Raw genomic sequence first — 14,099 nt, 5'->3', positions numbered from 1 at the left:
GGATCAGACCTCAGGTTGCTGCTGTGTGATGCAGTGGATGCCTCCACCACCGGCAAAGATCGTACGGGCGTCGACCAGGGTCACGGTCCGTTCGGGGTGGAGGCGGCGGAAAATGCCTGCCGCGATCTCGTCACGGGGGTCGTCGAAGCCACACAGCACCACGCCACCGTTGCAGACATAGTGGTTGATGTACGAGTAGTCGACCCAGTGACCGTCCTCGCCCTGCACCACGGTCGGGGCAGGGACCTCGATGACCTCCAGGGGACGCCCCTGAGCGTCGGTCTGGGCCCTGAGCATGGCCACGTTCTCCTTGCAGAGCTCGTGGTCGGGGTGGGACGGGTCCGGCTGGGTGTGGACGACGACGACTCCGGGGCCGGCGAACGCGGCGACGATGTCGACATGGCCGAGCGTGCCGAAGCCGTGGGGCGGGTAGTCACCGGTCAGGCCGCGCTTCAGCCAGATCGCCTTCGTGGTGCCGATCTTGGCGTGGATCTCGGCCTCGACCTCCTCCTTGGTCCAGCCCGGGTTGCGCTCGGAACCGAGCTGGACGGTCTCGGTGAGGAGGACGGTGCCTTCGCCGTCCACGTGGATGCCGCCGCCCTCGTTGACGAGAGACGAGCTGTGCACGGGGACCCCCGCGAGATCCGCGACATGGCGGGCGATCTTCGCGTCGTGTTCCCAGGTCGCCCAGTCCTGTGCGCCCCAGCCGTTGAACACCCAGTCCACGGCAGCCAATTGGGTGCCGTCCGTGACGAAGGTCGGACCGATGTCGCGCATCCAGGCGTCGTCCAGCTCGCGCTCGACCAGGTCGATGTCCGGGCCGAGGAGGGCACGGGCGCTCTCCGACTGGCCCGGCCCGACGACCATGGTCACCGGCTCGAAACGGCGTACGGCCCGGGCCACCGAGGCCCACGCCTCGCGGGACTCGGCAAGGTCGTCACCGGTGAACGTGACGTTGGGGCCCGGCCACGCCATCCAGGTGCGCTCGTGCGGGGCCCACTCGGGCGGCATACGGAAGGTCATGTCGTTGGACTCCTCAAGGCTGTGTGCTGGAAGGCTGTGTTCTTAGACCGACCGGCAAATGGAGGGTGGGAGAAGGAGCGGGGTCTGGTGCGTGCAGCTGCAAGGCGGAGGAGGGAGGCAACGCGGAGCGTTGTTGACTGACGACAACGCCGCAGATGTGCGTGCCGGACCCCGCGACGCCGCCCTCCATTTGCCGGTCGGTCTTACAGGAAATAGAGGCGGTTGAGGGACACCGATTCGGCGGGTTCCGAACGCATCGGGGCACCGTCCAGCGTGACCAGCCCACTGCGCCCGTCCACCGCCACATCCCCGATGCGGGAGTTGAGCCGGAGATCCGCCGGGCCGATCCCGCGGGTGCCGCGCACGGCCACCCTGCGCCGTCGCGTCGGCATCAGGTCGGAGCCCAGCTCGGCCGCGGCCTTCGCCACGAAGGCCACCGAGATATCGGCGGGGGTCGCGCCGTGCCCTCCGAACAGCGGTCCCAGGACCAGCGGTTCACAGGTGTCGGTGGCCGCGTTGGGGTCGCCCGTCACGCCCCACGCCGGGAAGCCCGCCTTCAGTACCATCTGCGGCTTCGCCCCGAAGTACTGCGGCTTCCACAGCACGATGTCGGCGAGCTTGCCCACCTCGATCGAACCGATCTCGTGCGCGAGACCGTGCGCGATGGCCGGGTTGATCGTCAGCTTCGCCATGTAGCGCAGCACCCGGGCGTTGTCGTCGTGCGCGCCGTCGCCCTCCATCGGGCCCAGCTCGGCCTTCATCTTCCCGGCCATGGCGAAGGTGCGGCGCACGGTCTCACCCGCGCGCCCCATCCCCTGCGCGTCCGACGAGGTGATGCCGATCGCGCCGAGGTCGTGCAGCACGTCCTCGGCGCCCATCGTCCCGGCCCTGATCCGGTCCCGCGCCATGGCGGCGTCCCCGGGCAGGTCGGTCTTGAGGTCGTGTACCGAGACGATCATCCCGTAGTGCTCGGCCACCGCGTCCCGGCCGAACGGCAGGGTCGGATTGGTGGACGAGCCGATGACGTTCGGCACACCCGCCATCTTCAGAACGTTCGGTACGTGTCCACCGCCGCAGCCCTCGATGTGGAAGGCGTGGATCGTCCGGCCGTCCAGGACACGCAGGGTGTCCTCGACGGACAGACACTCGTTCAGCCCGTCACTGTGCAGGGCGACCTGCACGTCGTGTTCCTCGGCGACGCGCAGGGCGGTGTCGAGCGCACGGGTGTGCGCGCCCATGTCCTCGTGCACCTTGAAGCCGGATGCACCGCCCTCGGCGAGCGCCTCCACCAGGGGCGCGTCGTCGGAGGACGAGCCGCGGGCCAGGAAGCCGATGTTGACCGGCCAGGCGTCGAAGGCGTTGAAGGCGTGGCGCAACGCCCACGGCGAGTTGACGCCGACGCCCCACACCGGGCCGAACTCCTGGCCGATGACGGTGGTGACGCCGGAGGCGAGCGAGGCCTCCATGATGCGCGGCGAGAGCAGATGGACGTGGGTGTCCACGGCACCGGCCGTCGCGATCAAGCCCTCGCCGGACACGATCGTGGTGCCCGTGCCGACGACGACGTCCACGCCGTCGAGCGTGTCCGGGTTGCCGGCCCGCCCGATGGAGTGGATCCGGCCTTCGCGGATGCCGATGGAGACCTTGCGGATGCCTTGAACAGCGTCGATGACCAGCACGTTGCTGATGACGACGTCGCAGGTGTCGCGTACGGCCGCGGCCTTGAGGTGCAGCCCGTCGCGCGCGGTCTTGCCGAAGCCGGCCAGAAACTCGTCGCCGTGCGCCTGCGCATCGGACTCGACGCGCACCACCAGGCCGGAGTCGCCGAGAACGACCCGGTCTCCGGCGCGCGGTCCGTGGACCGATGCGTAGTCGATGGGGTCCATCAGGCGTCCTCCGCTCCCAGATAGCCGCAGGCCGTCGCGCGCCGCAGGGCCTCTTCCTTCGCGCCGGGCGCGTCCAGCGGTCCGTCGACCAGGCCGGCGAAGCCGATCGCGATCCGGGCGCCGCCGATCGGCAGCAGGCCGACCTCGGTCTCGCCGCCCGGGTCGAAGCGGACCGAGGATCCGGCGGGGACGCACAGCCGCATTCCGTACGCCGCGGCCCGGTCGAAGTCAAGGCGCGGGTTGGCCTCGAAGAAGTGGAAGTGCGAGGTGACGCTGACCGGGACGGTCGCGGTGTTGTGCACGGTCAGCCGCAGCGCCGGCTCGGGCTCGGCGTGCGGCGGTGCGGGCAGTACGGCGCCGGGTGCGGCGTCGCCGAGCCCTCCCCCGATGGGCTTCGAGACGACCGCGAGCCGGGATCCGTCGTCGAAGACGGCCTCCACATGCACCTCGGTGACCACATCCGCCACACCGGGCAGGACGTCGTCGGGCCCCAGCACGCCGCGCGCCGCCTCGATCGCTTCGGCAAGCCGCTTTCCGTCCCGGGCCGCCTCGCAGACGGTGTCCGCTATGAGCGCGGTCGCCTCGGGGACATTGAGCCTCAGTCCACGCGCCCGGCGCGCCCGTGCCAGTTCGGCGGCACCGAAGAGCAGGAGCCGATCTCGCTCGGTAGGGGTAAGTCGCACGTCAGTACACCTCCAATTTGAACATCACTCTAATCAAGATGTTCCCATCTGGGAACCATTGACGGAGGCCCTTACTCAGGCTCACATAGAGCGGCACTCAAACTGTCGAACGTCAGGGGCTTCCGACGACGACGCCCGCCCCGGCTGCTGCCGGGGCGGGCGTCGCGGTACGGGACGTCGCTGTACGGGACCGTGGCTCAGCCGAGCGGGTGCATCCAGCCGTGCGTGTCCTGCGCGACGCCGCGCTGGATGTCCAGCAGGCGCTCGCGCAGCTTCAGCGTGACCTTGCCGGGCTCGCCCTCGCTCTGGGTCCACTCGCCGCCCGCGGACTTGACGATGCCGACCGGGGTGATGACGGCGGCGGTGCCGCAGGCGAAGACCTCGGTGAGGGTGCCGTTCTCGGTGTCGGCGCGCCACTGGTCGATGGAGACGCGGCCCTCCTCGGACTCGTAGCCGAGGTCGCGGGCGACCTGGAGCAGCGAGTCACGGGTGACGCCGGCGAGCAGGGAGCCGGTCAGGGCCGGGGTGATGATCTTGTTCCCGTACACGAAGTACAGGTTCATGCCGCCGAGTTCCTCGACCCACTTGTGCTCCACTGCGTCGAGATAGGCGACCTGGTCGCAGCCCTTCGCGGACGCCTCGGCCTGGGCGAGGAGGGACGCCGCGTAGTTGCCGCCGGTCTTGGCGTCGCCCACGCCGCCGGGGACGGCGCGGACGCGGTCCTCGGAGAGCCAGATCGAGACCGGCTTGACGCCACCGGGGAAGTACGCGCCGGCGGGCGAGGCGATGACGATGAAGAGGTACTCGTTGGCGGGCCTCACACCGAGGCCGACCTCGGACGCGATCATGAACGGGCGCAGGTAGAGCGACTCCTCGCCGCCGTGGGCCGGAACCCATGCCTTGTCCTGCTGGACCAGAGCGTCGCACGCCTCGATGAACGTCTCGACCGGGAGCTCCGGCATGGCGAGCCGGTGCGCGGAACGCTGGAAGCGCTTGGCGTTCGCCTCGGGGCGGAAGGTAGCCACCGAGCCGTCGGGCTGACGGTAGGCCTTGAGCCCCTCGAAGATCTCCTGCGCGTAGTGGAGGACGTTGGTGGCGGGGTCGATCGACAGCGGGCCGTAGGGAACGAGCTGACCATCGTGCCAGCCGCGGCCTTCGGTCCACTTGATGATCACCATGTGATCGGTGAAGTAGCGGCCGAATCCGGGGTTGGCCAGGATCGCCTCGCGCTCCGCGTCGGACAGCGGGGTCGAAGAGGGCTTGAGCTCGATCGTGGGGGTCGTCATGAGTGCGTGTCCTTCACCGGTTTTGTGTGTGATGGACCGCGCTCACGCCGGCTCCTGTCAGACAGGTGCTGGGGCGTCCGAGCTTTACCGCAAGCCACGGCCCGTTCGATTATCTCTCGCGGGGACCCGTGCACGAAATGACGCGATTGCGGTCCAGGGTTCGATGGTGGCACCCGGGACCACACAGGAGAAGCCGCCGGGTGCGGTGGCGACCCGGCGGCTTCGAAGTGGAGTCGTCGGGTCAGCTCGCTACGCGTACCGCGAGCGCGTCACCGATGTCCGAGGTCGTACGGAGCGTGTCGCCGCGTTCGGCGAGGTCGGCGGAAACGGCCTCCTCGATGCGCACGGCCTCGGCCTCGTAACCGAGGTGGCGCAGCAGGAGGGCGACGGAGAGCACCGCGGCCGTGGGGTCGGCCTTGCCCTGTCCCGCGATGTCCGGGGCGGAGCCGTGGACCGGCTCGAACATCGAGGGGAACTCGCCGCTCGGGTTGATGTTCCCCGAGGCCGCGACGCCGATGCCGCCGGAGACGGCCGCGGCGAGGTCGGTGATGATGTCGCCGAAGAGGTTGTCGGTGACGATCACGTCGAAGCGCTCGGGCTGCGTGACGAGGAAGATCGTCGCCGCGTCCACGTGCAGGTAGTCGGTGGTGACGTCCGGGAACTCGGCCGCGACCTTGTTGAAGATGTTGGTCCACAGGTGCCCGGCATGGATCAGCACGTTGTTCTTGTGGACCAGCGTCAGCTTCTTGCGCGGGCGGGCCTGGGCGCGGGCGAAGGCGTCACGGACCACACGCTCGACACCGAAGGCGGTGTTGACCGAGACCTCGGTGGCGACCTCGTGCGGGGTACCGGTGCGGATCGAGCCGCCGTTGCCGGTGTACGGACCCTCGGTGCCCTCGCGGACCACGACGAAGTCGATCTCCGGCTGACCCTTGAGCGGGGTCGCGACACCCGGGAGGAGCTTCGACGGCCGCAGGTTCACATGGTGGTCGAAGAGGAAACGGAGCTTCAGCAGGAAGCCGCGCTCCAGGACGCCGGACGGGACCGAGGGGTCACCGATCGCGCCGAGCAGGATCGCGTCGTGCTGCTTGAGCGCCTGGACATCGGCGTCGGTGAGGGTCTCACCGGTCGCGTGGTAGCGCTTGGCGCCGAAGTCGAATTCCTTGGTCTCCAGCTTCACATCCTGCGGGAGAACGGCGTTGAGGACCTTGAGTCCCTGAGCCACGACCTCCTGGCCGATACCGTCACCGGGGACCACTGCGAGATTGATGCTGCGCGTCATGTGGGCACCCTAGCTTCCGTCCCACCTTCTGACATTTCACGTCCACCATACGGACATACGGAAGCTGTACGTGTGCCGTTCACCCAACCGATGGGATGACGTCGGCGCACGCGCGTGGCGACCGCGGCCGTCGCGGGTCCGGGCACCGGGCCCGCACCCACCGCGCTCACCTCGCGCACGCCCTCCACCCAGGTGGACGGCTCGCCGGTCTTCCGGGTCCAACCCGGACGGCATGCCCGGTTGAAGGTCACCGCGCTCGCCGAGTCGGGCGCGCGCGGTGACCACTTCAAGATCAGCCGCGGCCGAGCACTGCCGGACGGACCGGGCTCAATGGCCGGTGGAGCCGCCGTTGTCCCTTCGGTCGAGGGCTCGCTGCAGGGCGGCGGCGGCATTCTGGCGCTCCGACCGGGTCGGGCGGTGGGTGTGTCGGACGCGGCGGACAGTCGTCTCGGCCATGGTGGATCGACTCCTTGAGATCGCGAGGACTTCGAGATCGAAAAAACGTGAACGTGATTTCGAGATCGGGATTTCGAGGCGCCGGAAGGGGCGGGGAGCGAATGCCGCAGGGGTTGCCTGCATGGGGGGCACTCGCTCACGACCGCCAGTCGCTGGATCTAGCGAATCGTTCGGCTTCTACAAAGCTAGGACAGCTCGGCCGGTCTGTCTCCACAATTACTCGGACTTCCTACTATCTGAGACGAGGGTTTACGGTCCGCCGCCCGCAGTTCCCGGATCAGAGCCCGGACGGCAAGGGACTGTGCCTGCTCAGGGGTGGTGGCATGGCCGACGGAGCGGGTCGGCCGCTCCGGTCCGGGATCGGTGATCCCGACATTGTCGGTTACTCCTTCGAGGGAGAGTTGCGGCTTGATCGCCATTCCGGGACCACGGGACACCATCGAAAGCACCGCTCCGTCGTCCTCGGCCTCCATCGTTGCCCGCGGGATCCACTCCTGCGCCAGTCCCGGGAAGGCGTCGGCCGACCGCTGTATCCGTCGGTGTGGACGGCGTGGGACGCTGGAGCCCTGGAGGGATCAGAGCACGTCGCCGTCGCGCCAGTCGAAGATCAGCTTCCGGGACGGGGAGGGCAGCGGTCGGCCGGCCGCCGCCCTGACGTACGTACTGCCCTCCTCGTCCGGCAGCGGCTCCACCCCGCTCAGCCCCTGCACGCCGATCCGCCCCTGCCACACCTGCCAGCCACGCGCCGTGTACAGGGCGGCCCCGGTGTCGGAGGCGGACAGCGCGCCGAACGCGTACGCCCCGTCGACGACGCGTTCCAGCGCGGCCATCACCCGGCCGCCGAGCCCCTCGCGGCGCCGGTCGGCGCGGACGGCCACGCCCTCGACATAGCCCACGCGGTACGAGCGGTGGGCGTGGATCACCCGCCGCTGGACGACGCTGCCGTGGGCGAGGAGACCGGTGCTGTCACGTGCGTATGCGTGGATGCCGCCCAGGGTGTGATCCCAGTCGTCGTCGCTGAAGCCGCCCTCGAAAGCGGTGTCGAGGAAGGCGCGGATCCCGTCGCGGGCGGTCGGGGTCAGCTCGTAGGTGTGCGCGATGTGCCACAACGGCTCAGTCATGTCCCCCAGCCTCTCAGGCACCTGCGCCACCAGGTACTCAGCACGCATCCGAGTAGCTGCCACCTGTCGAAGAGTGCTGCGCCGGAAGAGAGTTGGCCCCATGAACGGGCTCCACGCTCTCAGGTCCGCGAGCAGTTCGCCGGCTACCACCACGGGGTGCTGGAGTTCTACGGCAGAGCCGGCGACGCCGACCGGGCCGTGGTGAATCGGTTCCTGTACTGACGCGTACGCGCCGGTCATGGAATCCGCCCCCGTCCGGCTGGGGGGAGCCGGACGGGGGCGGGACTTGTGGCGGGGTGCGGGAGTGCCGCACCCCGAGGGCGTCAGCCCTGGTGGGGGTAGGTGTAGTCGGTCGGCGGGACCAGCGTCTCCTTGATGGCGCGGGTCAGCGTCCAGCGCTGCAGGTTCTGCGGGGCGCCCGCCTTGTCGTTCGTACCCGAGGCACGGCCGCCTCCGAAGGGCTGCTGGCCGACGACGGCGCCGGTCGACTTGTCGTTGATGTAGAAGTTGCCCGCGGCGTACCGCAGCTTCTCCATCGTGTGCGCGGCAGCGGCGCGGTCGTTCGCGATGACGGAACCGGTCAGCGCGTAGTCGGAGACCGACTCCATCTGCTCCAGCATCTCGTCGTACGTGTCGTCCTCGTAGACGTGCACGGCGAGGATCGGGCCGAAGTACTCGGTCGTGAAGACCTCGTTCGAAGGGTCGCTGCACTCGATGACGGTCGGGCGGACGAAGTAGCCCACCGAGTCGTCGTACGTGCCGCCCGCGATGATCGTGCAGGACGGGTCCGACGTGGCGCGGTCGATCGCGGCCTTGTTCTTGGCGAACGAGCGCTCGTCGATGACGGCACCGATGAAGTTCGACAGGTCGGTGACGTCACCCATGGTGATGGAGTCGACCTCGGCCGCGAACTTCTCCTTGAAACCGGAGTTCCAGATGGAGGCCGGGACGTACGCGCGGGAGGAGGCCGAGCACTTCTGGCCCTGGAACTCGAAGGAGCCACGGGTCAGCGCGGTCTTCAGGACGGCGTGGTCGGCCGACGGGTGGGCGACGACGAAGTCCTTGCCGCCGGTCTCGCCGACCAGACGCGGATAGGTGCGGTAGTTGGCGATGTTGTTACCGACCGTCTTCCAGAGGTGCTGGAAGGTCGGGGTCGAGCCGGTGAAGTGGATACCGGCCAGGTCGCGGTGGTTCAGGGCGACCTCGGAGACGGCGATGCCGTCGCCGGTCACCAGGTTGATGACGCCCTTGGGCAGACCGGCCTCCTCCAGCAGCTGCATCAGCAGCACGGCGGAGTGGGTCTGCGTCGGGGACGGCTTCCACACGACGACGTTGCCCATGAGGGCGGGGGCGGTGGGCAGGTTGCCCGCGATGGCCGTGAAGTTGAACGGCGTGATCGCGTAGACGAAGCCCTCCAGCGGACGGTGGTCCATGCGGTTCCACACGCCCGGCGAGTTGGCCGGGGGCTGCTCGGCGAGGATCTGGCGCGCGTAGTGCACGTTGAAGCGCCAGAAGTCGACGAGCTCACAGGGGGTGTCGATCTCGGCCTGCTGGGCGGTCTTCGACTGGCCGAGCATCGTGGACGCGGCCAGCGTCTCGCGCCAGGGACCGGACAGCAGCTCGGCGGCGCGCAGGATGATCGCGGCGCGGTCGTCGAAGGACATCGCACGCCACGCCGGGGCGGCGGCGAGTGCGGCGTCGATCGCGCCCTGGGCGTCCTGCTCGGTGGCGCCGGCGAAGGTACCGATGACGGCCTTGTGGTTGTGCGGCTGCACGACGTCGAAGCGCTCGCCGCCGCCCATCCGCTTCTCGCCGCCGATGGTCATCGGCAGGTCGATCGGGTTCTCGGCGAGCTCCTTGAGCTTCACCTCCAGGCGGGCACGCTCCGGGGAGCCCGGGGCGTAGGAGTGGACCGGCTCGTTGACCGGCGCGGGGACCTGGGTCACAGCGTCCATGAGTGCCTTGTCTCCTTGCTTCAGCGGGGTGGGGGCAGCGGGGCGGGCGGGTCAGCCCTTGGTGAGGATGGAGCGGGCGAAGAACAGCAGGTTGGCCGGCTTCTCCGCGAGGCGGCGCATGAAGTAGCCGTACCAGTCGGTGCCGTACGCGGTGTAGACACGCATCCGGTGCCCCTCCGCCGCGAGCCGGACGTGCTCGTCGCTGCGGATCCCGTACAGCATCTGGAACTCGTACTCATCCAGTTTGCGCCCGGCCTTGCGTGCCAGCTCCTGGCTGATGGCAATCAGCCTCGGGTCGTGGGATCCGATCATCGGGTAGCCCTCGCCGTCCATCAGGATCCTCAGGATGCGGACGTACGCCTTGTCGATCTCGGCCTTGTCCTGGTACGCGACGGAGGCGGGCTCCTTGTAGGCGCCCTTCACGATGCGGACGCGGCTGCCCGCGGCGGCGAGGCGTCGGGCGTCGTCCTCGGTGCGGAACAGGTACGCCTGGATGACACAGCCGGTCTGCGGGTAGCCCTTCCGCAGCTCCTCGTGGATGGCGAACATCGAGTCGAGGGTGGTGTGGTCCTCGGCGTCCAGGGTGACCGTGGTGCCGATCGCCGCGGCGGCCTCGACGACCGGGCGGACATTGGCGAGCGCCATCTCGTGGCCGCCCTCCAGCGCTTGGCCGAACATCGACAGTTTGACGGACATCTCGGCCCTGGTGCCCAGGCCGAGGTCCTTGAGGCGGTCGATCAGCTCCAGGTAGGCGTCGCGCGCGGCGGTGGCCTGCTCCGGCGTGGTGATGTCCTCGCCCACGACATCGAGGGTGACCTCCAGGCCCTTCCCGGTGGCGTCCTTGATGATCGGGACAACCTGCTCGACCGTCTCACCGGCGATGAACCGGGCGACGACCTGCTTGGTCCCCGGGGCGGCCGAAATGAATCGGCGCATCTTGTCACTGCGCGACGCAGCGAGAATCACGGGAGCCAGCACGGGGCACCTCCAACGGAAGGTATGAACGAGGGCCGTATCGGCAGGAACTGAATCAGACCGGTACAGCACGGAGAACCACCGTGAAATCTAAGGATCTCCCCGATCCTGTGCCATCGACAGCTGTCACGCATCCGTGCACTGGATCTCAGACACATGTCTGAAGGGAGTGCGAGAATGGCCGGGTGAAGGGCGATTACCAGGAGCTGGTCGACGAGATCTCCGCGCTGCTCGGCGTCCCCGCCACACTGGAGAACCGGGACTTCGGCCTGGTCGCCTTCGGGGCGCACGACAGTGACGACGACACGGCGATGGACCCGGTCCGCACCCGGTCGATCCTGACCCGGCGCTCCACCCCGGCGATCCGTGCCTGGTTCGAGGGCTTCGGCATCGCCCGTGCCACCGGCCCCGTCCGGATCCCGGCCGCCCCGGAGGCGGGTGTGTTCCGGGGCCGGATCTGTCTGCCGGTACGCCATCGGGGTGTCGTGCTCGGTTACGTATGGCTGCTCGACGCGGACCCCGGCCCGACCGACGAGCAGCTGACCGCGGCGATGGACGTGGCGGCCCGGATCGGGGCGCTGCTCTCCGAGGAGGCACGGGCCGGCACGGATCTGTCACGGGAGTTCGGTGCGGTGCTCACCGCCGGGCGGGGCTGGCAGCGCGACATGGCGGTCGCCGCGCTCCGGGAGGCGCTGGGCCCGGATGCGGACGGCCTGCACGCGGTGGTCTGTGTGACGCCGTGGCCGGACGAGATGCCATCGGCCCGCACGGTGCCGTCGGCCGCGGCGCTGTCCACCGTCCCGTCACCGGCGCGGGCGGGCACCCTGTCGCTGGCAGCGCTGGTCCGGCTGCGCTCCTCCGATGTGCTCGACCCGGCTGTCTCGGCCGCGGACCGGCTGCGGACCGCCGCGGACCGCACGGCGACCGCCGGAATCGGACTCCCCCGCCGCGGCCTGCCGGAACTGGCCGCGGCCTGGCACGAGGCCGCGGCCGCAGCCCGCGCGGCGGCCGCGGAGTCCCGCCTCGGCCCGGTCGCCGAATGGTCGGCCATCGGCCCGTACCGTCTGCTGACCGCCCTCCCGCCGACCGCGGACACTGCCCCGGATCTCACCGTCCGGACGCTGCTCACCCCGCCCCACGCCGAACTGGCCCGCACCGCCGAGGTGTTCCTCGACTGCGCCGGCCAGGCGAGCCGGACGGCGGCCGGGCTGGGCATCCACCGCCAGACGCTGTACTACCGGTTGTCCCGGGTCGAGCAGCTCACCGGCCTGGACCTCAACGACGGCGAGGACCGGCTGCTGCTGCACATGGCGCTGAAGGGTGCCCGGCTCTGAACCCCGAGCGCGCTCAGTGCGCCACCCGCTCGTCCGTGCCGGCCACCTTGGCGGTGCTCAGCGCGATGCGGTTCCAGGTGTTGATCGTGAAGATCAGGGCGAGCAGCCCGGCCAGTTCGGCCTCCTCGAAGTGGGCGGCCGCGCGGGCGTAGACCTCGTCCGGGACGCCGCCCCTGGAGACCAGGGTGACGGCCTCGGTGAGGGCGAGCGCCGCCTGCTCCTTCTCGGTGAAGAAGTGCGCGGCCTCCGGCCAGACGGCGACCATGTGCAGCCGCTCCTCGCTCTCACCGGCCTTGCGGGCGTCCGTGGTGTGCATATGGAGGCAGTACGCGCAGCCGTTGAGCTGGGAGGACCTGATCTGGACCAGCTCGACGAGGGCGGGGTCCAGGTCCTGGCGGGCGGCGGCGTCGAAGCCGATGAGCGCCTTGAACGCCTTCGGCGCGGCCTTGGCGAAGTTGATCCGGGGGGTACGGGTGACCGCGTTGTCGTTCGTCATGACCATTACGCTACGGAACCGGGCGACCTCGCATAGGGTGCATTTTCATGGCGGAATCATGGGTCAATTCGGCGGAGCGGATCGGCAGCGACCTGCTGTTGGAGCTGGCCGGTCCCGGCAGCCGCCGGACCGTTCTCATCCGTGCGCTGCGGGACGCCGTACGGGAGGGCCGGCTGGTCCCGGGCACCCGGCTGCCGCCCTACCGCTCGCTCGCCGCCGACCTCGGTCTGGCCCGCAACACCGTCGCCGACGCCTATGCCGAGCTGGTCGCCGAGGGCTGGCTGACCGCCCGGCAGGGCTCCGGCACCCGTGTCGCGCACCGCGCCGCCCCGGTCGCCCCGGCCCGCGTCCCGAAGAGGGCGCCGACCCGCCCGGCCCCGCCCGTGCACAACCTCCGGCAGGGCCAGCCGGACGCCGGCTCCTTCCCCCGTACACCCTGGCTGGCCGCCTCCCGCCGCGCCGTGAACGCGGCACCCGACAACGCCTTCGGGCCCGGTGATCCGCAGGGCCGGATCGAGCTGCGCCGGGCACTGGCCGGCTATCTTGCGCGCGCCCGAGGGGTGCGCTGTGGGCCCGAACGGATCGTTATCTGCTCCGGCTTCGCGCATGCGCTGCGGCTGCTGTTCGGTGGCGGGGTGCTGCGCGGACCGCTGGCGGTGGAGTCGTACGGACTCGGTTTCCACCGCTCCCTGCTGGCTGCCGCCTCGGTGCGTACGGTCCCGCTGACGCTCGACGAACACGGGGCACGCACGGGCGAGTTGACCGGCCTGGCGGGCGTGCGGAGTGTGCTGCTCACCCCGGCCCATCAGTTCCCGACGGGTGGTCCGCTGCACCCGCAGCGGCGGACGGCCACCGTCGACTGGGCGCGCACCCGCGGCGGGCTGGTCCTGGAGGACGACTACGACGGGGAGTTCCGCTACGACCGCGAACCGGTCGGCGCCCTCCAGGGGCTCGACCCGGACCGGGTCGTCCACCTCGGCTCCGTCGGCAAGTGCCTCTCCCCCGCGGTCCGGCTGGGCTGGATGGTGCTTCCCGGACATCTCGTCGACGCCGTACTGGCTGCCAAGGGCGAACGTGAGGGCTGGGCGAGCGTCCTGGACCAGCTCGCCCTTGCCGAGTTCATCGAGTCCGGCCACTACGACCGGCACATCCGCCGGATGCGGCAGCGCTACCGGCGCCGCCGCGACCAGCTGGTCGCCGTCCTCTCCGAACACGCCCCGCACATCGCGCCCACCGGCATCGCGGCAGGTCTGCACGCCGTTCTGCGGCTGCCACCCGGCACCGAACGCTCCACCGTCAAGGCTGCCGCCTGGCAGGGGCTCGCTCTGGACCCGCTCGCCGACTTCCGGCATCCAGCCGCCACGATGCCCGCCGAGGACGGCCTGGTCGTGGGCTATGCGACGCCGCCGGACCATGCGTACGGCGCGGCCCTGGCGGCACTGTGCCGTGCCCTTCCGCCGCCCTCCGTCTGACCGGGGCCGCGCGTGACCGGGCCGGGCCCGCGGGGACGGACCCGGCCCGGCCTTCAGTGGTGCCAACTCACACATGCCCGCCGGCGTGGCACAGGTCACGACATCCGTGGTGTCCACGGTCACGTCGAGA

The 14,099-nt window shown here is 70.0% G+C and carries 12 protein-coding genes and 1 pseudogene; 2 read left to right on the top strand and 11 right to left on the bottom strand.

Annotated features, from left to right (window positions below):
• Window positions 1–3 precede the first annotated feature (3 nt).
• The 10 genes and pseudogenes from AB0I23_RS02140 to AB0I23_RS02095 form a co-directional block, all read right to left on the bottom strand.
• Window positions 4–1,023 carry an agmatine deiminase family protein gene (locus tag AB0I23_RS02140; protein ID WP_359106017.1) on the bottom strand — a complete coding sequence of 340 codons (1,020 nt, stop codon included), beginning with the start codon at window positions 1,021–1,023 and terminating at the stop codon, window positions 4–6.
• 203 nt (window positions 1,024–1,226) lie between these two features.
• Entirely contained in the window at window positions 1,227–2,909 is a 1,683-nt protein-coding gene (locus tag AB0I23_RS02135; RefSeq protein ID WP_359106015.1) for an urease subunit alpha, read from the bottom strand.
• On the bottom strand, window positions 2,909–3,592 hold the full coding sequence (ureA, locus tag AB0I23_RS02130) for an urease subunit gamma (RefSeq protein WP_359106013.1): 684 nt from the start codon (window positions 3,590–3,592) through the stop codon (window positions 2,909–2,911). The genes AB0I23_RS02135 and ureA overlap by 1 nt, the downstream gene beginning before the upstream one ends.
• A 197-nt stretch (window positions 3,593–3,789) precedes the next feature.
• Entirely contained in the window at window positions 3,790–4,878 is a 1,089-nt protein-coding gene (locus tag AB0I23_RS02125) for a branched-chain amino acid aminotransferase (protein ID WP_359106011.1), read from the bottom strand.
• A gap of 241 nt (window positions 4,879–5,119) precedes the next feature.
• A complete protein-coding gene (locus AB0I23_RS02120) occupies window positions 5,120–6,160 on the bottom strand; it encodes a 3-isopropylmalate dehydrogenase (protein WP_359106009.1) in 1,041 nt (346 codons plus the stop codon).
• 327 nt (window positions 6,161–6,487) lie between these two features.
• Entirely contained in the window at window positions 6,488–6,616 is a 129-nt protein-coding gene (locus AB0I23_RS02115; RefSeq protein WP_359106007.1) for a hypothetical protein, read from the bottom strand.
• A gap of 185 nt (window positions 6,617–6,801) precedes the next feature.
• Window positions 6,802–7,116: pseudogene (locus AB0I23_RS02110) on the bottom strand (LysR substrate-binding domain-containing protein); the annotation flags it as partial.
• A gap of 75 nt (window positions 7,117–7,191) precedes the next feature.
• Window positions 7,192–7,737 (bottom strand): GNAT family N-acetyltransferase, encoded by a 546-nt coding sequence (locus tag AB0I23_RS02105; protein ID WP_359106006.1) that lies wholly within the window; start codon window positions 7,735–7,737, stop codon window positions 7,192–7,194.
• 323 nt (window positions 7,738–8,060) lie between these two features.
• Entirely contained in the window at window positions 8,061–9,692 is a 1,632-nt protein-coding gene (gene pruA / locus AB0I23_RS02100) for an L-glutamate gamma-semialdehyde dehydrogenase (RefSeq protein WP_359106004.1), read from the bottom strand.
• A 51-nt stretch (window positions 9,693–9,743) separates the two neighbouring features.
• Window positions 9,744–10,670, bottom strand: a complete 927-nt coding sequence (locus AB0I23_RS02095) for a proline dehydrogenase family protein (RefSeq protein ID WP_359106002.1) — start codon at window positions 10,668–10,670, stop codon at window positions 9,744–9,746.
• A gap of 182 nt (window positions 10,671–10,852) precedes the next feature.
• On the opposite strand from AB0I23_RS02095, the gene AB0I23_RS02090 reads away from it, so the two are divergent.
• On the top strand, window positions 10,853–12,001 hold the full coding sequence (locus AB0I23_RS02090; protein WP_359106000.1) for a PucR family transcriptional regulator: 1,149 nt from the start codon (window positions 10,853–10,855) through the stop codon (window positions 11,999–12,001).
• Between the two features lie 13 nt (window positions 12,002–12,014).
• Here the strand turns inward: AB0I23_RS02090 and AB0I23_RS02085 are convergent, their stop codons facing one another.
• Window positions 12,015–12,497: a carboxymuconolactone decarboxylase family protein gene (locus tag AB0I23_RS02085; protein ID WP_359105998.1), complete on the bottom strand. Its 483-nt coding sequence runs from the start codon at window positions 12,495–12,497 to the stop codon at window positions 12,015–12,017.
• Window positions 12,498–12,544: 47 nt separating this feature from the next.
• Between AB0I23_RS02085 and AB0I23_RS02080 the strand changes: the two genes are divergently transcribed.
• Window positions 12,545–13,969, top strand: coding sequence for a PLP-dependent aminotransferase family protein (locus AB0I23_RS02080; protein ID WP_359105996.1), 1,425 nt, complete (start codon window positions 12,545–12,547; stop codon window positions 13,967–13,969).
• Window positions 13,970–14,099 lie beyond the last annotated feature (130 nt).

The organism is Streptomyces atratus, from assembly GCF_040655115.1.
GTDB lineage: Bacteria > Actinomycetota > Actinomycetes > Streptomycetales > Streptomycetaceae > Streptomyces > Streptomyces atratus_D.
The sequence above is the reverse complement of the archived record's forward strand: the minus strand, read 5'-3'. Positions and strand labels throughout refer to the sequence as shown.

Excerpts from the sequence above, each read along its gene's own strand:
- AB0I23_RS02140 (WP_359106017.1), bottom strand. The coding sequence starts at position 1,023 with ATGACCTTCCGTATGCCGCCCGAGTGGGCCCCGCACGAGCGCACCTGG.
- AB0I23_RS02135 (WP_359106015.1), bottom strand. The coding sequence starts at position 2,909 with ATGGACCCCATCGACTACGCATCGGTCCACGGACCGCGCGCCGGAGAC.
- AB0I23_RS02125 (WP_359106011.1), bottom strand. The coding sequence starts at position 4,878 with ATGACGACCCCCACGATCGAGCTCAAGCCCTCTTCGACCCCGCTGTCC.
- AB0I23_RS02120 (WP_359106009.1), bottom strand. The coding sequence starts at position 6,160 with ATGACGCGCAGCATCAATCTCGCAGTGGTCCCCGGTGACGGTATCGGC.
- AB0I23_RS02115 (WP_359106007.1), bottom strand. The coding sequence starts at position 6,616 with ATGGCCGAGACGACTGTCCGCCGCGTCCGACACACCCACCGCCCGACC.
- AB0I23_RS02105 (WP_359106006.1), bottom strand. The coding sequence starts at position 7,737 with ATGACTGAGCCGTTGTGGCACATCGCGCACACCTACGAGCTGACCCCG.
- pruA (WP_359106004.1), bottom strand. The coding sequence starts at position 9,692 with ATGGACGCTGTGACCCAGGTCCCCGCGCCGGTCAACGAGCCGGTCCAC.
- AB0I23_RS02085 (WP_359105998.1), bottom strand. The coding sequence starts at position 12,497 with ATGACGAACGACAACGCGGTCACCCGTACCCCCCGGATCAACTTCGCC.
- AB0I23_RS02080 (WP_359105996.1), top strand. The coding sequence starts at position 12,545 with ATGGCGGAATCATGGGTCAATTCGGCGGAGCGGATCGGCAGCGACCTG.